General features: G+C 66.4%; 15 protein-coding genes. 7 read left to right on the top strand and 8 right to left on the bottom strand.

Translation table 11 applies throughout. The annotated features are described in order from the left end of the window. Nucleotides 1–209: 209 nt before the first annotated feature. From NJF35_RS05005 to NJF35_RS04995, 3 genes are all read left to right on the top strand, one after another. Nucleotides 210–749, top strand: coding sequence for a gluconokinase (locus NJF35_RS05005; protein ID WP_225789099.1), 540 nt, complete (start codon nt 210–212; stop codon nt 747–749). 100 nt (nt 750–849) lie between these two features. Next, a complete protein-coding gene (locus tag NJF35_RS05000) occupies nt 850–2,202 on the top strand; it encodes a GntP family permease (protein ID WP_253080247.1) in 1,353 nt (450 codons plus the stop codon). 117 nt (nt 2,203–2,319) lie between these two features. Continuing rightward, nucleotides 2,320–2,616, top strand: coding sequence for a hypothetical protein (locus NJF35_RS04995; RefSeq protein ID WP_410896931.1), 297 nt, complete (start codon nt 2,320–2,322; stop codon nt 2,614–2,616). Between the two features lie 32 nt (nt 2,617–2,648). Here NJF35_RS04995 and NJF35_RS04990 read toward each other — a convergent pair whose 3' ends face one another. The 4 genes from NJF35_RS04990 to NJF35_RS04975 all read right to left on the bottom strand — a co-directional run bounded on the left by NJF35_RS04990 (nt 2,649) and on the right by NJF35_RS04975 (nt 7,960). Further along, nucleotides 2,649–4,073, bottom strand: a complete 1,425-nt coding sequence (locus tag NJF35_RS04990) for a sigma-54-dependent transcriptional regulator (protein WP_253080246.1) — start codon at nt 4,071–4,073, stop codon at nt 2,649–2,651. After that, nucleotides 4,042–5,535: a sensor histidine kinase gene (locus NJF35_RS04985; RefSeq protein WP_225789096.1), complete on the bottom strand. Its 1,494-nt coding sequence runs from the start codon at nt 5,533–5,535 to the stop codon at nt 4,042–4,044. Before NJF35_RS04985 ends, NJF35_RS04990 begins: the two co-directional genes overlap by 32 nt. Before the next feature lie 292 nt (nt 5,536–5,827). Then, complete coding sequence (locus NJF35_RS04980; protein ID WP_225789095.1) at nt 5,828–7,282, bottom strand: sensor histidine kinase; 1,455 nt, start codon at nt 7,280–7,282, stop codon at nt 5,828–5,830. A gap of 81 nt (nt 7,283–7,363) precedes the next feature. Beyond that, nucleotides 7,364–7,960, bottom strand: coding sequence for a lytic transglycosylase domain-containing protein (locus NJF35_RS04975; protein WP_225789094.1), 597 nt, complete (start codon nt 7,958–7,960; stop codon nt 7,364–7,366). Nucleotides 7,961–8,144: 184 nt separating this feature from the next. Here NJF35_RS04975 and gspG point away from each other — a divergent pair, with 184 nt between their 5' ends. Both gspG and NJF35_RS04965 read left to right on the top strand, forming a co-directional pair. Continuing rightward, on the top strand, nt 8,145–8,570 hold the full coding sequence (gspG, locus tag NJF35_RS04970; protein ID WP_225789093.1) for a type II secretion system major pseudopilin GspG: 426 nt from the start codon (nt 8,145–8,147) through the stop codon (nt 8,568–8,570). Between the two features lie 12 nt (nt 8,571–8,582). Next, a complete protein-coding gene (locus NJF35_RS04965; RefSeq protein ID WP_225789092.1) occupies nt 8,583–9,773 on the top strand; it encodes a type II secretion system F family protein in 1,191 nt (396 codons plus the stop codon). A 35-nt stretch (nt 9,774–9,808) separates the two neighbouring features. On the opposite strand, the gene xerC is transcribed toward NJF35_RS04965, so the two are convergent. After that, nucleotides 9,809–10,723, bottom strand: coding sequence for a tyrosine recombinase XerC (gene xerC, locus NJF35_RS04960; protein ID WP_253090753.1), 915 nt, complete (start codon nt 10,721–10,723; stop codon nt 9,809–9,811). Nucleotides 10,724–10,924: 201 nt separating this feature from the next. Here xerC and NJF35_RS04955 point away from each other — a divergent pair, with 201 nt between their 5' ends. Continuing rightward, a complete protein-coding gene (locus NJF35_RS04955; protein ID WP_225789090.1) occupies nt 10,925–12,106 on the top strand; it encodes an NnrS family protein in 1,182 nt (393 codons plus the stop codon). Between the two features lie 280 nt (nt 12,107–12,386). Then, nucleotides 12,387–12,647, top strand: coding sequence for a DUF1652 domain-containing protein (locus NJF35_RS04950; RefSeq protein WP_225789089.1), 261 nt, complete (start codon nt 12,387–12,389; stop codon nt 12,645–12,647). Here NJF35_RS04950 and NJF35_RS04945 read toward each other — a convergent pair. The 3 genes from NJF35_RS04945 to NJF35_RS04935 form a co-directional block, all read right to left on the bottom strand. Continuing rightward, complete coding sequence (locus tag NJF35_RS04945; RefSeq protein WP_225789088.1) at nt 12,644–14,725, bottom strand: putative bifunctional diguanylate cyclase/phosphodiesterase; 2,082 nt, start codon at nt 14,723–14,725, stop codon at nt 12,644–12,646. The genes NJF35_RS04950 and NJF35_RS04945 overlap by 4 nt on opposite strands. A gap of 149 nt (nt 14,726–14,874) precedes the next feature. Then, a complete protein-coding gene (locus NJF35_RS04940) occupies nt 14,875–16,377 on the bottom strand; it encodes an efflux transporter outer membrane subunit (protein ID WP_225789087.1) in 1,503 nt (500 codons plus the stop codon). After that, nucleotides 16,374–19,481, bottom strand: coding sequence for an efflux RND transporter permease subunit (locus NJF35_RS04935; RefSeq protein WP_253090752.1), 3,108 nt, complete (start codon nt 19,479–19,481; stop codon nt 16,374–16,376). Before NJF35_RS04935 ends, NJF35_RS04940 begins: the two co-directional genes overlap by 4 nt. Between the last annotated feature and the right edge of the window lie 51 nt (nt 19,482–19,532).

The following is a 19,532-nucleotide window of genomic DNA, read 5'->3' as shown; positions in this document are numbered from 1 at the left end:
GGTGTTGTAATTTTACTACTTGCCAGAAAAAGGAACGGCCACTAAGGTAGCGCTGTCTCAGGACGCAGGCAACGTAATCTTGAGTAGCGGCTATGTGCCAAGCGTCCATACTGCGAAAAGACAAGACCAATAACACCCGGGAGGGTGGCGCTCGCGACAACGCCTCGTCCATCACGAGACAGCGCTATCTCGCCCCGCAGGAGGTACTGATGAACTCTCCCCTGTCCGCGATTGTGGTAATGGGCGTAGCTGGCTGCGGCAAGAGCTGCGTCGGGGCCGCCATTGCCAGCAGAAGCGGCGGTCGCCTGATCGAAGGCGATGCCTTTCACCCTGCCGAAAACATCCGCAAGATGAGTGCCGGTATTCCCCTGGACGACGATGACCGTGCCGGCTGGCTGGTGCGCCTGGGCCAGGAACTGCAGGCCACCCTCGCCGCTGGCGAACGCCCCATCCTCACCTGCTCCGCACTCAAGCGTCGCTATCGCGACACCCTTCGCCAGGCGGTGCCCGGCCTGGCCTTCGTCTTCCTCGAACTGAGCCCGGCCGAAGCCGAGAAACGCGTGCTCGCCCGCCCAGGCCACTTCATGCCGGCCAGCCTGATCGACAGCCAGTTCGCCGCCCTCGAGCCTCCCCATGGCGAACCGCTGACCCTGGCGCTGGATGCCACGCGGCCGATCGAGGCCCTGGCCGAAGCGACCCACGCCTGGCTAAAGCCCTGCGGTGACCGGAGCCTGGCGCGGACCGCCTGAACAGGTGGTTTTCCCGGCTCACCAAAGACAGCGCTATCTCGGTGCCATCAGGCACCGAGCGTTTGACCAAGAACAACGATAAGATCGAGGCACATGAACCATGTTCGGACTCGCTACTGATACCTACCTGCTGCTCGATGCCCTGGTGACCATCGTCGGGCTCGTCCTGCTGATCACCCATTTCAAGGTCCACCCCTTCGTCGCCCTGACCCTGGCAGCCGGCTTTCTCGGCCTGACCTCCGGCATGCCGGTGGCCAAGGTCATGAAGTCGTTCCAAGACGGCTTCGGCGGCGTGCTCGGCTTCGTCGGCATCGTCCTCGCCCTGGGCACCATGCTCGGCAAGCTGATGGCCGACTCCGGCGGCGCCGACCAGATCGCCCGCACGCTGATCCGGGCCTTCGGCAAAGAAAAAGTGCACTGGGCGATGATGTTCGCCGCCTTCCTGGTGGGCATCCCGCTGTTCTTCGAGATCGGCTTCGTGCTGCTGATCCCGCTGGTGTTCATCGTCGCCCGGCGCTCGGGGGTGTCGCTGGTGAAGATCGGCATCCCGCTGCTGGCCGGCTTGTCCGTGGTCCATGGCCTGGTGCCACCGCACCCGGGGCCCTTGCTGGCGATCGGCATCTTCAACGCCGACATCGGCAAGACCATCTTCTACGGCCTGCTGGTGGCCCTGCCCACCGCAGTGATCGCCGGCCCGCTGTTCGGTAACTTCATTTCCCGTTACATCCCCGGCAACCCTTCCCAGGAGCTGATGGACCAGATCGCCCGCGAGTCGGACCAGCAGAACCTGCCGAGTTTCAGCGTGACCCTGATCACCGTGCTGCTGCCGGTGGTGCTGATGCTGCTCAAGACCTTCGCCGACGTGGTGCTGCCGACCGAGCACATCGTGCGCCAGTGGATGGACCTGATCGGCCACCCCATCAGCGCCCTGCTCGCCGCCCTGCTGCTGGCCTTCTACACCTTCGGCGCGGCCCGTGGCTTCTCGCGCCAGCAGATCATGAAAATGCTCGACCAGAGCCTGGCCCCCACCGCTGCGATCGTGCTGATCGTCGGTGCCGGTGGCGGCTTCAAGCAGATGCTGGTGGACACCGGAGTCGGCAACGTGATTGGCGAAATGGCGGTACAGGCGCAGATCTCGCCGATCCTGCTGGCCTGGCTGGTCGCAGCGGTGATCCGCATCGCCACCGGTTCGGCGACGGTGGCCACCATCACCGGCGCGGGCATCGTGGCACCGGTGATCGACCTGGTCCCGGGCGTCAACCGCGAGCTGCTGGTGCTGGCCACCGGCGCCGGCTCGCTGATCCTCTCCCACGTCAACGACGCCGGTTTCTGGCTGGTCAAGCAGTACTTCAACATGACCGTGGCCGAGACCTTCAAGACCTGGAGCATGATGGAAACCCTGCTGTCGGTGGTCGGCATCATCTTCATCATGCTGCTGTCGCTGGTGGTCTGACCGCCTGTCGCAGTGATGGCACCTCGCTGACGAGGACATGGCCCAACGCAGGAAGAGGCCTTGCGCATGCAGTCGCGTGCGCTACAGGCCTCCTTCCCCAAGCAAAGGAGCCTGCCCATGAAAGCCACCTACCTACTGGCCGCCCTGCTCGCCTCGCCCCTGGCCCTTGCCGTCGGCACGGGCCCGACCCATCCGGACAATCCGCACACCCCGGCGCCCAACCCGGGCGCCGACAGCACCCTCAACCCGGTCGAGAGGCCCATGCCCCGGGATACCGACCCGCGTATCCAGGGCAACGACCCGGACAGCCCGCCCGCCGAGCAAACCGACGACCGCAACCTGCCGGGGATGGATGGCGGGGGTTCGGAGGGCATGCGGGGCCAGGACGATGCTGACTACAATGGCCAGCGCTAGGGGCATTGGGGCTGCGGTGCAGCCCCAACCGCTCACCACTGCCGCTTGTCCGGCCGCGTCAGCCCAAGCTTCTCGATCCGATAGCGCAGCATGTCCCGTGACAACCCCAGCAAGCGCGCCGACTTGGTGACGTTCCAGTCGGTACGGTCCAGCGTCCGGCACACCAGGTCGCGTTCCATGTCCGGCAGGCTGGTGCCCGCCTCCGGCTCGTGCCGCGGCGCCTCGAAAACCGGTGGCGCAGCCTGGGCCAGGGGTTCGTCGACCAGTGTCATGCACAGGTTCAACTGGTGCGCAGCAATTACCTCGGTGGGCGCCAGCAGCACCGTCTGCTCGAGCATGTTGCGCAGCTCGCGCACGTTGCCCGGCCAGCTGTAGCCGAGCATCAGCGCCTCGGCCTCGGTGGAGAAACGCAGGTTGGGCTTGCCGTAGCGGCGCCCATGGTAGGCGAGGAAATGCCGCGCCAGCAGCAGGATGTCCTGGCCGCGGGCGTACAGCCGTGGCACCTTCAGGGCAATGATGCGCAGGCGGAAGAACAGGTCGCGGCGGAACTTGCCCTGCTGCACCATCTGCTCCAGGTTGCAGTTGGTGGCGCTGATCACCCGCAGGTCGACCTTGCGCTCCTTGACCGCGCCGATACGGCGGATGCAGCGATCCTCCAGCAGCTTGAGCAGCTTGGCCTGCAGCACCAGGTCCATTTCGCCGATCTCGTCGAGGAACAGCGTCCCCCCGTCCGCCGCCTCGACCAGGCCCACCCGGCGCTCCTTGGCATCGGTGAAGGCCCCCTTCTCATGCCCGAACAGCTCGGCTTCCAGTAGGTTGGCAGGGATCGAGGCGCAGTTGAACTCGATGAACGGCCCCTTGCTGCGCGTGCCGTCGAAATGCAAGGCACGCGCCACCAGTTCCTTGCCGGTGCCCGTCTCGCCCTCGATCAGCACCGGCGGCAGGTCGCCGCTGGCCATGCGCTGCTCGGCATCGAGCAACTGCCGCAGGGTGTGCTTGAGGCCCTGCATGGCCGGCGATTCGCCGATCAACGCCTGCAAGCCGGAGCGCTGCGCTTCGCGCTCCTGGTAGAACGACAGGGTGCGCTCCATGCGCTCGGCAGCCAGGGCCTTGTCCAGCATCAGCTTGAGTTCGGCCAGCACCACCGGCTTGGTCAGGTAGTGGAAGGCACCCTCCTTCATGGCCAGCACGGCATCCTCGACGTTGCCATAGCCGGTCATCATGATCACCTTGAGCGCCGGCGCCTGGGCCACCAGGTTGCGCAACAGGTCATGGCCGCTCATGCCAGGCAGCGAGTTGTCGGTCAGCACCGCATCGGGCTGGACCCGCCTGACCTGCTCCAGGGCCTGTTCCGCGCTGTGGCAGACCGTGACCTCGAAGCCCTTGAGGCCGAGGTAGGTGCGGATGTTGTCGGCGAGGATCTCGTCATCCTCGACCACCAGAATGCTGGGCTCCATGGTCCCCTCCCGCTGCGATATTGAAGATCAGGCTGACGCGGGTTCCTTCCTCTTCGCGGCTGTGAAGGCTGACCGAGCCGCCAAAGCGTTCCATGATGCGCTTGACCAGGGCCAGGCCCACGCCGAGGCCGCCCTGCTTGGTGGTGAAGAACGGCTTGAACACCATTCGCTCCTGCTGCTGGCTCATGCCCTTGCCGGTGTCGCTGAGCAGCAACTGCACCCGCTGCCCCTCCAGGCGCCTGACCTCGGCCCGCAGGTGGCCGCCCTGGGGCATCGCCTCCAGGGCATTGGCGAACAGGCTGTTGAGGATCTGCGTCAGTTGCAGTGGCTGGCTGGCCACCCACTGCAATGCGGGCCCTGCGAAGCTGAACTGCACGCCATGGCGCTCGATCTGCTGGGCGAAGGCCAGGCGGGTGTCCTCCACCGCCGCCACCAGGTCCACCGCCTCGACCTCGTCGCTGGCCGGGCGCAGCGACACCAGCAGGTCGCGCACCCAGCGCGACATGCGGTCGACCTGGCTGATGATGTCGTTGATGTTCTTGCGCGCCGGCTCGCTGGCGATGTCCTGGGCCAGCTCGGCGCTGGAGCGGATGTTGGCCAGCGGGTTGCGCAGGCTGTGGGCCACCGCCGAGGACATCTCGCCCAGGGCCACGTAGGTCTCGCTGGCCACCAGGCGGTCCTGCTGGTGATGCAGCAACAGCGCCGCGCGGCGCACGATCCAGAACAGGCCGAAGTAGATCAGCGCCCCACCCAGCAGGGTCGAGACCCAGATCAGCACATAACCGCGCTGGATGCGCCGCACCAGGTCCTGCGGCTCCTTGTAGATCTCCACCATCGACAGCACCTGCTCGCCCTGGCTGTCGAACAGCGGGATGTAGTTCTCGATGAACAGGTAGCGGGGTTCGCGCAGGAATTTCTGTTCCTCGCGGTCGTCCTCGGCCTGGTGGTAGCTCGCCGAGACGGCCTTGCGCGAGCGGAAGGCATGGTCCAGGTCGCCATCGGCAGAGATGCGCTTGCCGATCAACTGGGGATTGGTGGACCAGACGATCGTCCGATCACGGGCATAGACATTGGCCAGCAGGGTATCGGGCAGGTGCTCGACATGGTCGAGGAACTCCGTGCGGGTCGACCGCGCCAGCGCCGGGCTCACCTGCAGGTGCTGGCTGTCCAGCCGTGGGTCGAGCAGCTCGCCCATGGTGGTGCCCGGCGGCAACTGCGAATGGCGCACTTCGGCCTGGGCCATGGCCTGGATGAACTGGGCAGTGAGCATGGCGTCGCGCTCGACGCTGTCGCGCACCACGAAGCGGGTCGAGACGTAGCCCAGCCCGCCGGCCACCGAAGCGATGATCAGCAGGCTGATGAGGGAGAACCAGCGCAGCAGGTTGAACTCGCGCAGCGGCGCAGCCAGCCCACTGGATGGGAGGGAGGCCTTGTCGGGGACATCGTGTTCCAGCGTCTGCATCGCGTCGTTCCCGCCTGGAGGCCTTCGGTGGATGTCGCCACGGTATCGTTACCGCACGTAGCAAGGTGATAGCAGTTCGCCAGAGCAGCTGCAGCCGCCGTTGGTCGTCATGGCTGCTGTGCAAGAAATCAGCCAGCAATCATTTTTAATGAAATTTTCTTTACTATCAAATAGATAGAAAAATTACTTCTCATTGATTGGAGGTTGATTCCCCACATTTGGGTAATGTTCACCCCAAAACCATTAATCCATTTTAAAACAATAAGTTACTAGATAAATAGAAAGTCAATTATCAGGACTTGGCCAGTCGGAAACTGAGTGAGACACAGGTCCCCTCGCCTTCACGACTGCTCAGGCGAATCGAGCCGCCGAAGCGCTCCATGATCCGCTTGACCAGCACCAGCCCCACACCCAACCCACCCTGCTTGGTGGTGAAGAATGGCCGAAAGGCCATGCGTTGCTGTTGCTCGCTCATGCCCTTGCCGGTATCCGACAGGCGTAGGGTCAGGCTGCGCCGGTCCTGGCGCACCACCTCCACGCGCAAGTGCCCACCCTGCTCCATCGCCTCCAGGGCATTGGCGATCAGGCTGTTGAAGATCTGCCCGATCAGTACCGGGTGACCCAGCACCCGCAGTGACGGCAATGGGCAGACATCCAGGCTCACACCACTGCGCAGCAGGGGCACGGAGAACGCCTGCAGGCTTTCCTGCAAGGCCTGGGGCAGGTCCACCGGCACTGCCTCGTCGTTGAGCGGACGCAGCGACTGCAGCAACTGGCGCACCCATTGGGCCATGCGGTCGACCTGGCTGATGATGTCGCTGATGTTCTTCTGCGCCGGCCCTTCGTCGAAGGCCTGGGCCAGCTCGGCGCTGGAACGGATGCTGGCCAGCGGGTTGCGCAGGCTGTGGGCCACCGCCGAGGACACCTCGCCCAGCGCCACGAAGGTCTCGTTGCTGATCAGCCGCTTCTGCTGGACCTCCAACGTGCGTGCGGCACGGCGCATGATCCCGTACAGGCCGAGGTACACCACCGCGGCGCCCACGGCGATGGCCAGCCAGATCAGCAGCAGCCCATGCTCGATGCGCACGATCAGGTCGTGGGGTTCCTTGTAGATCTCCACCATGGCGGCGACCCGTTCGCCATCGGCATCGAACAGCGGGATGTAGTTCTCGATGAACAGCTGCTGGGGCGGGGTCACGAATTTCTGCTCGCTGCGGGCGTCGTCGAAGTCGTGGTAGCTGGCCGAGACCCGCATCTTGTATTCGAAGGCCCGCTCCAGGTCGTCGTCGGACTCGATCACCTTGCCGGTCAGCGCCGGGTTGCTCGACCAGATCACCGTGCGGTCGGGGGCATAGATGTTGGCCAGCAGCATGTCCGGCAGGTGGGCGATGTGGTCGAGGAACTCACCCCGGGCCTTGCGCCGGGCATCCGGGTCGACGTCGGGCATGGCCTGGTCCATGCGCGGGTCGAGCAGCTCGCCCATGGTGCGCACGTTGGGGATCGCCACATGGCGCACTTCCGCATCGGCGATTGACTGGATGAACTGGGCGGTGAGCAGCGCGTCGCGCTCGACGCTCTCGTTGATGATGAAGCGGCTGGAAATCAGCCCCAGCCCGACGGCCACCGAGACGATGATGGCCAGGCTGACCCAGGCGTACCAGCGCAACAGGTCGAACGGCTTGCGCACCGCCCCGGCATCGCCGTCGCTAGGTACAACCAGGGTGTCGGAACGGGGAGCGATGTCCATGGCGGACTCCAGCGGTGGGCGCCTTTTTCAAGGTTATAGCCCAGAGTTGGGGAACCATGGAGCACTTGTGGCTTTTCGCCCCTACAACGGCGCATCCTCGGCCAGCCCCTGCAGCCGGCGGTACTCGTTCAGCACATTGGGCACGTAGCGGCGCGTCTCGGCGAACGGCGGCACCACCCGGCCACGGCTGAGCACCGCCTCGGGCCCGGCATTGTAGGCCGCCACCGCCAGGGTGATGTCGTTGTCGAACAGGGTGAGCATGCGTTTGAGGTAACGCGCCCCGCCCTGTAGGTTGTCCTGCGGGTCGAGCACGTCCTTGACCCCCATTTCCCGCGCGGTATCCGGCATCAGCTGCATCAGCCCCTGTGCACCCTTGGGCGAGCGTGCCTTGGGGTTGTAGCCGGATTCGGCCTTGATCAGCGCATGCAACAAGGCCTGGGGCACACCGTGGGCCTGCGCCGCGGCGGCCACCAGGTCGGCGTATGGCCGGCCGGTGACCAGTTGGGCATCGACGGGCCCGGCCTGGGCCAGCGACTCACGGATGACCTTCTCGTAGTGCCGCCCTGGCCGATGCACGTTGGACAGCACATAGACGCCCTGGGCGTCGCGGGAAATGTACACGTCGGCCTGGGCGATCCCTGCCGCCAGCCAGATCAACCCAAGGATGACTCCACGCATGTCGGCCGCCTCCCCGTCGAGCCCCCGAAGTGGGGGAAATGCCCCGGAAAACCCAGGGTTTGCAGCTACGACGCAAGCACTGTGCCGCCTGCCGTGCCGCATGGCGCAAGGCCGCGCAACAGACGTGCACGGCTGTTGCATGGTGCTGGCAAAGACCTGCCCACACGCCCTGGAGGGTTTCACCATGCAGCGCAGATCCATCCGCCAACGCGGCTTCACCCTGCTCGAACTCCTGGTGGTCCTGGTGGTGCTTGGCCTGCTGGCCGGCATCGTCGCGCCCAAGTATTTCAGCCAGCTCGGCCGCTCCGAAGCGAAGGTGGCCCGGGCGCAGATCGAAGGCCTGGGCAAGGCCCTGGACCTGTACCGCCTGGAGGTCGGCCACTACCCTAGCAGCGAGCAAGGCCTGCAGGCGCTGGTCAGCGCCCCCAGCGGCGAGCCACGCTGGTCGGGCCCCTACCTGCAGAAAGCGGTGCCCCATGACCCCTGGGGCCGCCCGTACATCTATCGCCAGCCCGGCGAGAACGGCGGCGAGTACGACCTGCTGTCCATGGGCAAGGACGGCCAGCCTGGCGGCGACGGGGAAAACGCCGAAATCACCAGTTGGCAGTAGGGAGAGGCAACCATGCGCTACAGCCTCAAGGCCCTGGGCCGGCATGGCATCGTCCAGTTGCAGGTCGATGCCGAGGATGCCGAGCAGGCACGCCGCCAGGCCGAGGACCAGGGCCTGCGGGTGGTCAGCGTGCGCGGCGCTGGCGGCCTGCTGCATGCCCTGCCCTGGCGCCGGGCGGCGGATTTCGACCTGGTGCTGTTCAGCCAGGAGTTGGGCACCCTGCTCGAGGCTGGCCTGCCGCTGATCGATGCCTTGGAGAGCCTGGCCGAGAAAGCGCCCAGCGCGTCGGCGCGCAAGGTCCTCGAGGCGCTGGTGCGCCAGCTCTACGAGGGCCGCTCCTTGTCCCAGGCCCTGGGGCAGCAGCCACGGGTGTTTCCCGCCCTGTACGTAGCGCTGGTGCAATCGAGCGAACGCACCGGCGCCCTGGGCGACGCCCTGGCCCGCTACATCGGCTATCGCCAGCGCCTGGACCTGGTCCGGCAGAAGCTGGTCGGCGCCTCGGTCTACCCCCTGCTCCTGCTGCTGGTGGGCGGCGGCGTGGTGCTGTTCCTGCTGGGCTATGTGGTGCCGCGCTTCAGCCTGGTGTTCGAAGGCATGGGCAGCGAGTTGCCCTGGTTGTCGCGCGGGCTGATGCAGATCGGCCTGTTCCTGCACGCCCAGCGACTGCCCCTGGCACTGGCGACGCTGGCCGGTATCGCGGCCCTGGTCCTGCTGCGCCGGCATCCAGCGCTGCGACGCTGGGCAGGCCGCCAGGTGCGCCGTTGGCCCGCCCTGCACCAACGCCTGGTGATGTACGAACTGGCGCGCTTCTACCGTTCGCTGGGCATTCTCCTGCAGGGGGGTATCCCCATCCTCACCGCCATGGACATGGCCCGCGGCCTGCTCGGCAGCGCCGCGGCGGCCGGCCTGGCGCAGGCCCGTCAGCGGGTCGGCGAAGGCCTGCCGCTGTCCGACGCACTGGAAGCCGGGCAACTGGTGACACCGGTGTCCCTGCGCCTGCTGCGGGCTGGCGAGCAATCAGGCAACCTCGGCGAGATGCTCGAGCGCTGCGCCGACTTCCACGATCAGGAAATCGGCCGCTGGGTGGAATGGTTCGTGCGCCTGTTCGAGCCGCTGCTGATGACCTTCATCGGCCTGCTGATCGGCCTGATCGTGATCCTCATGTACATGCCGATCTTCGAACTGGCCTCGAGCATTCACTGAATGCCAGCTGCACGCTTCAAACTACACGCTGGAGCTCAGTAATCGAAGCGGTCGACGGCCCGCCGCCGCTCGTTGTCGTCGCGCCGGTCATAGCTCGCGGTGGTCTGGATGTTGGCGTGATGCGCCAGCTTCTGGGCGATCGACAAGTCGTGCTCCTCGATGACCCGGGTGATGAAGGCGCGGCGGAAATCGTGCGGCATGATCTTCACCCCTACCTGGGCACCGCGCTGGCGGGCGATGTAGTAGATGGCGTGCTTGGTGATCCGCGCGCGGGTGATGTGGTTGCCACGGCGGATACGGTTGAACAGGAACGGATCGTCCGGCTCGCCAGCAGGCAACTGTGCGCGCCGCAGGTCGAGCCAGGCCTGCAACTTCTCGAAGGCCCAGGTCGGCGCGTACTTGATCAGCTGGCGATTGCCCTTGCCCACGACTTGCAGGCTGCGCGCCTGGAAGTCCACCTGGTCCAGGTCGATGTCCACCGATTCCGACTTGCGCATGCCCGTGCCATACAGCAAGGCGATGATCGCCGCGTCGCGCACACCCTGCGGCCGTGGGTCGGCGGCGCAGAGCTCCATCAATTCACGGATCAGGCTGCGCCGCAGGTTGCGCCCCGGCGGCAGGCGGCTGCCGCTGGCCGGCTTGACCTCGCGGATGCGCAGCAGCCGCTCATGGTCGATCTGGCCCTGGCGCCAGGCCTCGTTCATCACCCCGCGCATGGCGTTGACGTACAAGGACGAGGTATTGGGCGCATAGCCATCGGCACGCAGCGCTGCCACCAGGGCAACGACGTGGCCGGGTTCGAGGCGGTGCCAGGGCACCTCGGCGATATCGCAGTCGACGAAGCCCAGCCGGTCGGCGGCATCCTGGAGGATGTAGCGCATGGTCAGCTGGCTCGAAGGCGCCAGGCGGGCCAGGTACTGCAACAGTGGATTGAGCAGAAGATCGGACAAAACGTGGATCCTGTAGCGCAGCAGGGGGCTGCAATGCATCAAGCGAGTCATTTCGACCTTTATGGATGTCGAATTGACAGCGAAACATGGAGTCATAGCGACTCCGCACCATGCCATCACCTTGATATACAAGGCTTTTGCCGATGGCACGGTTCGTGATGGTACCTCATTAGATGCCCACTGTTCGAACGAAGGTCCGCCATGCTCGCCCAGCCGATCGCTTCCCGCCCGCGCCAGGCCCTCTGGGCCCTGGGTTTTCGTCCGTTCTTCCTCGGCGGCAGCCTGTTCGCCCTGGTCGCCCTGCTGCTGTGGGGCGGCGTGCTGCTTGGCGTGCTCGCACCAACGCCGCCCGGCGGCATGCTGGCCTGGCACCGCCACGAGATGCTCTACGGCTTCGCCGCGGCCATCGTCGCGGGCTTCCTGCTCACCGCCGTGCAGAACTGGAGCGGCATCGCGGGCCTGAGCGGGCGGCCCTTGGCAGGCTTGTTCCTGCTCTGGCTGCTGGGCCGGGCCAGTTGGTTCCTGCCCCTGCCGGGCTGGCTGCTGGTACTGGTGCAAGGCAGCTTCCTGCCCCTGGTCGCCCTGGCCCTGGCGCAGCCCATCGTGCGGCGGCGCCTGCGCAACAATTACCCGATCGTCGGCTTGGTCCTGCTGTTGGCCGCCTGCCAGTGGCTGACCCTGGTTGGCTGGCTGCGCCAGGACGAACTGTGGCAACGTCGCGGGGTTTTCGCCGGCCTGTGGTTGGTGGCGGCGATGATGACGGTGATCGGCGGGCGGGTCATTCCGTTCTTCACCCGCCGCGGCCTGGGCGATATGACACCCGCCCCCGCCCGCCCCTGGCTGGACCGGCTGTGCCTGGCGCTCAGCGTCGCCGTGCCGCTGACCTTCGTCGCCGGCCTGGGCGATACGCCTCGCCTGCCCTTGGCCGTCTTGTTCGCCGCCCTGGCCGTGCTTCATGCGGTACGCTTGGCGCACTGGCACGCCCGGGGTATCTGGCGGGTACCGCTGCTATGGTCGTTGCACCTGGCCTATGCCTGGCTGCTGCTGGCCTGCCTGGGCATGGCCCTGTGGCACGCCGGGCTGGCACTGAACCCGAGCCTGGCCACTCATGCCCTGAGCGTCGGCGCCATGACCGGCTTGATCGTGGCGATGATGGCGCGAGTCAGCCTCGGCCATACCGGCCGCCCGCTGCAGGTGCCCGCCCTCATCGCCTGGGCCTTCGCCCTGATGCAGCTGGCGGCGTTGGCGCGGGTGCTGCTGGCGCCTTTCACACCGCTGGGGCTGAGCCTGTCGGTGCTGGGCTGGAGCCTGGCGTTGCTGCTGTTCCTCTGGCATTACCTACCGATCCTGCTGCGCCCGCGGATCGACGGCATGCCGGGGTGACGCAGGCCGGGCGAGCGGCACCGTTGGTCCGAAACCCCGCTGGGCAGTGAACTCACGTCGCCCCAAGCGCCTCGGCCGCCGCTCACCGCAGAAAACGTTTGCCAGGGCCTTCGGCCTGGCCCTGGTCATCCCTACCGGGGCTGTGATCGACATCATGCGTTCGCACATTTGTCATGTTTTCCACGGGACACTGGCGATGCAGCTGCTATCGTTACATTCCCACCGGCCAAGCGAACGGCCGCCCGATCACCGCGTTCAGGATCAGGACAAGGAGGCTGGCATGAACAAGATGACGTTCCCCAACGCCTGCCAGGTGATGCGCTGGCACTTCCACCCCTTGGGCTTCGAGGCGAGCATGGATGCGCCGCGCAGCATGGTCGCCCGATTGTTCGACCGCGCCACCGGCGAGACCTTGCTGGCCATCGCCGGTATCCCCTGCGCGACCATCATGGCCGCCGCCGATGTCGAGCGCATCATCGAGGCCGTGGAGGCCGAGATGGAGGCGTTCGTGCCGTTCTGTACCTTGCGTGACGCCAGTTAGCTCGCCTCGGGCTGGCGCGTCGCGTCCAGCCCGGCCATGAACTGCTCGGCCGGCACTGGCTGGCCGAGCAGGTAGCCCTGCAGCGAATCGCATCCCAGGCGGGTCAGGAACGCCTGCTGACGGTCGGTTTCCACCCCTTCGGCGACGATACGCAGGCCCAGCGCCTGGCCAAGGGCGACGATGGCCGAGACGATCGCGGCGTCGTCGCTGTCCTGCTCCAGGTCGCGGACGAAGCCACGGTCGATCTTCAACTCGTTGGCCGGCAGGCGCTTGAGGTACATCAGGCTGGAATAGCCCGTGCCGAAATCGTCGATGGACAGGTCCACGCCCATGTCGGCGAGCTTCTGCAGCACGGTCAGGCTGGCGTCGGCATCGCGCATGGCGGTGGTCTCGGTGATCTCCAGGGTCAGGTGGTTCGGCGGCAGGCGGTTGGCCTCCAGGGCGCGGGCCACGCTGGCGACCAGGCCAGCGTGGCAGAACTGGATGGCCGAGAGGTTGACCGCCATGCGCCAGCCCTCGTGCCCCTGGTCGAGCCACTGACGCATCTGCCGGCAGGCCTCGTCGAGCACCCACTCGCCAATGGGAATGATCAGCCCGGTCTTCTCCGCCAGCCCGATGAAGCGCTCCGGCAGCAACAGGCCGTGCTGCGGGTGTTCCCAGCGCAGCAATGCCTCGGCACCGATCGGCTGGCGGGCGACGGCATCGAACTTGGGCTGGTAGTGCAGGCGGAACTGGCCCAGCTCCAGGGCCGCGCGCAGGTCCTGGAGCAACTGCAGCTGCTGGCGGGCGTTGCTGTTCATCGAACTGTCGAAGAAGCTGTAGCCGTTCTTGCCGGCGCTCTTGGCGTGGTACATGGCGGCATCGGCGTTGCGCAGCAGTTCGTGCTGGTCCTGGCCATTGCCCGGGTAGAGCACGATGCCCAGGCTCGCCGACAGCTGCAGGTCGTGCTCGGCCACGCGGAACGGGCGCGACACCAGGTTGACCTGCTTGACCGCCACGTCCATGGCATCGTCCGGCTCGCGCAGTTGCACCAGCAGGACGAACTCATCGCCGCCGATGCGTGCCAGGGTGTCCTGGCTGTGCAGGTGGCCGCGCAGGCGCGCCGCCACGGCCTTGAGCAACTGGTCGCCGACATGGTGGCCGAAGGCATCGTTGACCGGCTTGAAGCCATCCAGGTCGATGAACATCAGGGCGAAACAACCGCCCTGCTCCGCCACCTTGCCGATGGCCTGCTCGATGCGGTCTGCCAGTAGGGTGCGGTTGGGCAGCCCGGTCAGGGTGTCGTGCAGCGCCAGCTGGATCAGTTCCTGGTTGGCCAGGGTCAGCGACTGTGCCAGCTCCGCGGTACGCGCCTCCAGGCGGGCGTCCAGCACCGAGGTGAGCAGTGCCACGGCGAGCACCGCCAGGGTGGTGATCAGCACCAGGTAGTCCAGGCCATCGCCGCGCAGGCCACCGGCCAGTGCACCGCAGAAACTGCCCTCGGGGAAGTTCGCCGCCGCCATGCCGGTGTAGTGCATGCCGACGATGGCGATGCCCATCAACACCGCCGCCGCGCCACGTACCTGGCGCACGTAGGGCGTGTGCCGGCGCAAGCGGAAGGCGATCCACAACGCCGCCGCCGACGCCCCCACGGCGATGGCCAGGGAGGCGCCGAACAGCGTCGGGTCGTAGTCGATGCCCGGCTGCATACGCAACGCGGCCATGCCGGTGTAGTGCATGCTGGCGATCCCGCCGCCCATGATCAGCGCGCCGAACGCCAACGACGGCCAGGGCAGGCTCGGTTGGCTGACCAGCCACAGGGCGAAGCCCGACGACAGCATGGCGATCAGCAAAGACAGCGCGGTCAGGGCCAGGTCATAGCCCAGGTCGATGGGCAGGCTGAAGGCGAGCATGCCGATGAAGTGCATCGACCAGATGCCGATGCCCATGGCGAACGCGCCCCCGCCCATCCACAGCCAGGCCGCCTGGCCCTTGGCCGTGGCGATGCGTCCGGTGAGGTCAAGGGCGGTATAGGACGCCAGGATGGCCACGCACAGCGAGATCAACACCAGCGAAGAGGAGTAGCTACCGATCAGCATTTGCAGTTCCAGCGGCAGGCCCGGAGTGGGTCCGGAAAAAGCCGATGATTGTACTCAAGCCTTGCTGAAACGCACGGGTTTTCGCGAATGAGAATGGATCCATTCTAGGAAGGGGATTGGGGCCGCTTCGCCCCCCCAAAAACCCAGGCTCAGTCCTGTCCGCTCTCCTGCGCCTCGGCAAACGCCTGCTGCGCTTCCCATCCGCCGCCCAGCGCGGCGATCAGTTGCACGCTGGCCACCAACCGCCCCTGCAGCAAGGTCAGCACGCTGCGTTCGTTGCTCAGCGCCGTGGTCTGCACATTGACCACGTCCAGGTAGCCGATCAGCCCGGCACGGTACTGGTTCTCGGTCAGGCGCAGCGACTCGCGGGCGGCATCCAGCGCCTCCTGGCGCACCACCGCCTCGTCCCCGTACACCTTCAGTTGCACCAGGTAGTTCTCCACTTCCCTGAAGCCATCGAGCACGGTCTGCCGGTATTGCGCCACGGTCTGGTCATACACCGCGACCGTGCGGTCGACTTCGGCACTGCGCCTGCCGGCATCGAACAGCGTCATGGCCAGTTGCGGCCCTACCGACCAGTAGCGGTTGGGCAGCTCGATCCAGTTGCTGAAGCTGCTGCTGGAGTAACCGCCACTCATGCTCAGCGTCAGGTCTGGGAAGTAGGCCGCACGGGCCACGCCGATATTGGCGTTGGCCGCCATCACATTACGCTCGGCCGAGGCGATGTCCGGGCGCCGCTCCAGCAACTGCGACGGCAGCGCCAGGGGAATCTGCGGCAAGGCCGGGATGTCGTTGCTGTCGGCCAGGGCGAAATCGGCCGGCGCCTTGCCCAGCAACACGGCGATGGCGTTCTCGTACTGGGCGCGCTGCCAGGCCAGGTCGATCAGGTCGGCCTGGGTGCTCTTGAGCTGGGTCCGCGCCTGGGCCACCGCATCCGGGCCGGCGACGCCCGCGCGGTACTGGTTCTCGTTCATCCGCAACGAACGCGCGTAGGCGGCGACGGTCGCTTCCAGCAGCCGCTTCTGCTCATCGATCACCCGCAGTTGCAGGTAGTTCTGCACCAGCTCCGACTGCAGGCTCAGGCGAATCGCCGCAAGGTCGGCGAAGCTGGCTTCGGCGCTGGCCTCGTTGGCGTTGAGCGTTTCGCGCAGTTTGCCCCACAGGTCCAGCTCCCAGCTCACACCGAGCTGGGCGTTGTAGGTATTGCGGATACCACTGCTGTTGTTCGACAGGCTCGAGCTGCTGCTGCCGGTGCCCTGGGCCGAGCGGGTCTTGCCCACGGACAGGTCGAGGCTGGGGAACAGCGCGCCACGGCTGCTGCGTACCAGTGCCTGGGCCTGGCGGTACTGGGCTTCGTACTGCGCGACAGTCTGGTTGTTGCGGTTGAGCTCCTCGACCAGCGCGTTGAGCCCGGCATCGCCGTAGATCTCCCACCAGGCTCCACGCGCCAGGGCGTCGGACGGCTTGGCCTGGGTCCAGCCTTCGGCCTGCTTGAACTGGGCCGGCGTGCTCAGTTCGGGCCGATGGTAGTCCGGGCTCAAGGTACAGGCACTGAGCATCGCCACGCACAGCCCGGCGCCGAGCAGGCGCGAGCCGCGCCCGCGGGTCAGCCGCGTGAAGGCACGATGAAGTGGGGTCTGGGCAAAGTTCATAGCGGGGTTTCCAGTGCGGCGTCGGTGCGCACGCCGCGCCAATGGTTGAAGCGGTGGCGCAGGCGGTCGAGGTACAGGTAGACCACAGGCGTGGTGTAGAGGGTCAGGACCTGGCTGAAGACCAGGCCGCCGATGATGGTCAGGCCCAGGGGCTGGCGCATCTCGGCGCCCTCGGCGCGGCTGAGCAGCAGCGGCAGTGCGCCGAGGATGGCGGCCAGGGTGGTCATCAGGATCGGGCGCAGGCGCAGCAGGCAGGCGCGGCGGATCGATTCCTCCGGGCTCATGCCGTCGTTACGTTCGAACTGCAGGGCCAGGTCGATCATCAAGATGGCGTTCTTCTTCACCACGCCGATCAGCAGGAACAGCCCCAGCAGCGAAATCAGGCTGAACTCCCCGCCTGTGGCGTAGAGCGCGAGCAAAGCGCCGACGCCGGCCGAGGGCAAGGTCGAGAGGATGGTCAGCGGGTGGATGTAGCTCTCGTAGAGGATGCCCAGTACCAGGTACACCAGCACCAGGGCGCCGAGGATCATGAACGGCTGGCCTTCCTGGGTCTTGGCAAAGGCATCGGCGGTGCCGCCGAGCTTGGCGATCACCGACTCCGGCAGGCCGACCTTGGCCACCGCGCGCTCCAGTGCGGCCATGGCCTGGTCGGGGCTGTAGCCCTCGGCGACGTCGAAGGCGATGTCCTCGGAGGCGAACTGCCCCTCGTGGCTGACCCGATCGTTGGCCAGGCTGTTCTCGTAGCGGGCGAAGCTCGACAGCGGCACCCGCGCCCCCTCGGCGGTGATCACCTGGACCTGCTCCAGGGTGCTCGGGTCCCAGGCGTACTTCGGGTTGATCTCCAGCACCACCTGGTACTGGTTGAGGCTGTCGTAGATGGTCGAGATCTGGCGCTGGCTGTAGGCGTTGTTCAACACCGTGGTGACCATGTCCATGTCGATCCCCAGGCGCTTGGCCTGGTCGCGGTCCACCACCAGGGTCACCTGCTGGGTGCCGGCGCCGTCACGGGCGTCGATGGCGGTCAGCTCCGGCAAGGCGCGCAGGGCCGTGGTGACTTTCGGGAACCACTCGCGCAGGGCCGCCAGGTCGCCGCTCTGCAGGGTGTACAGGTACTGCGAGGTGCTCTGGTCGCGGCCACCGCCACCCAGTTGCAGGTCCTGGTCGGCCATCAGGTACAGGCGCCCGCCAGGCACCTTGGGCAGTTCCTTGCGCAGGCGCTCGATCACCTGCTGGGCCGATATCCGGCGTTCGCTGATCGGTTTGAGGCGCACCAGCACCATGGCGTTGTTGGTACCGCTGTTGCCACCGATGAAGCCGGCCACGCTCTGTACCGCCGGATCCTGCAGCAATGCCCGGCGATAGACCTCCATCTTCGGCTGCATCACGGTGAACGACAGGCTGTCGTCGCCACGGATGAAGCCCATCAGCTGGCCGGTGTCCTGTTGCGGCATGAGGGTCTTGGGCACCACCACGTACAAGGCAATGTTGACGGCGATGGTCACCAGCAGGCTGACCAGGGTCAGGCGCTTGTGGCGCAGGGCCCAGCCCAGGCTGCGGTCGTAGGCGCCGACCATGCGCTGGTGCACCTGCTCGCTCCAGCGCTGCAGGCGGTTCTGCTCCTCGCGGTGCGGCTTGAGCCAGCGTGCGCAGAGCATCGGCGTGAGGGTCAGGGACACCACCAGCGAGACGATGATCGCCGCCGCCAGGGTGATCGAGAACTCCTGGAACAGGCCGCGCACGATGCCCCCCATGAACAGGATGGAGACGAACACCGCCACCAGCGAGACGTTCATCGACAGCAGGGTGAAGCCCACCTCCTTGGCGCCGAGGAAGGCCGCGCGCATCGGTGGCTGGCCGTCCTCGATGTGCCGGGAGATGTTCTCCAGCACCACGATGGCATCGTCCACCACCAGGCCCGTGGCGAGGATCAAGGCCATCAGCGACAGGTTGTTCAGGGAGAAGCCGCACAGGTACATGACCGCGAAGGTGCCTACCAGCGACACCGGTACCGCAAGGCTCGGGATCAGCGAGGCACGCAGGTTGCCGAGGAACAGGTAGACCACCAGGATCACCAGGGCCACGGCGATCAGCAGGGTGTGCTCGGCTTCCTTGAGGGTCGCTTTGATCACCGGCGAACGGTCCATGGCCACGTCCAGCTTGACGCTGGCCGGCAGCAGCGACTGCAGGGCAGGCAACTGGGCCTTGATCTGCTCGACGGTCTCGATGATGTTGGCGTTGGTCTGGCGGTTGACCACCATCAGCACGGCGCTCTGGTCGTTGAAGAAGCCGCTGTTGTAGCGGTTCTCCACGCCGTCGGTGACGCTGGCGACATCCGACAGGCGCAGGATCGAGCCATTCTCCTGGCGGATCACCAGGGGCTCGTAGTCCTTGGCCTTCTCCAGCTGGTCGTTGGCGCGCACCTGCCAGTTGCGCTCGGCGTCCTCGACGAAGCCCATGGGCCGGCGCTGGTTGGCGTTGGCCACGGCGGTGCGCACCTCGTCCAGGGACAGGCCGTACTGGTTGAGCAACTGCGGCTCCAGGGAGATACGCACCGCCGGCAGGGAACTGCCGCCGATCTGCACTTCCCCTACCCCGCTGACCTGGGCCAGGCTCTGGGCCAGGATGGTATCGGCCAGGTCGTAGAGCTGGCCTTTCTGCAGCACGTCGGAGGTCAGCGACAGCACCATGATCGGCGCCTGGGACGGGTTGATCTTCTTGTACGTGGGCATGCTGCGCATGCCGCTGGGCAACAGGTTGCGGGTGGCGTTGATGGCCGCCTGCACTTCGCGTGCCGCACCGTCGATGTCACGCCCCATCTCGAAGCCGATGATCACCCGGGTGGAGCCCTGGTTGGAACTGCTGGTCAGGGTGCTGACCCCGGCGATGCTGCCAAGCTTGCGCTCCAGGGGCGTTGCGACGGTGGCAGCCATGACCTCGGGGCTCGCGCCCGGCAGGTTGGCCTGCACCACGATCACCGGGAAATCCATCTGCGGCAGCGGCGAAACCGGCAACAGGCCGAAACTGACGCCACCGAGCAGCATGATCGCCAGGCTCAGCAGCATGGTCGCCACCGGCCGGCGGATGAACGGGCCGGACAGGTTCATGGGCGACCCCGGGCGGCGAAATGCAAGCGGCAAGCGTCAAGCTGCAAGCCG

Source organism: Pseudomonas guariconensis, assembly GCF_024127895.1.
Lineage (GTDB): Bacteria > Pseudomonadota > Gammaproteobacteria > Pseudomonadales > Pseudomonadaceae > Aquipseudomonas > Aquipseudomonas guariconensis_B.
The sequence above is the reverse complement of the archived record's forward strand: the minus strand, read 5'-3'. Positions and strand labels throughout refer to the sequence as shown.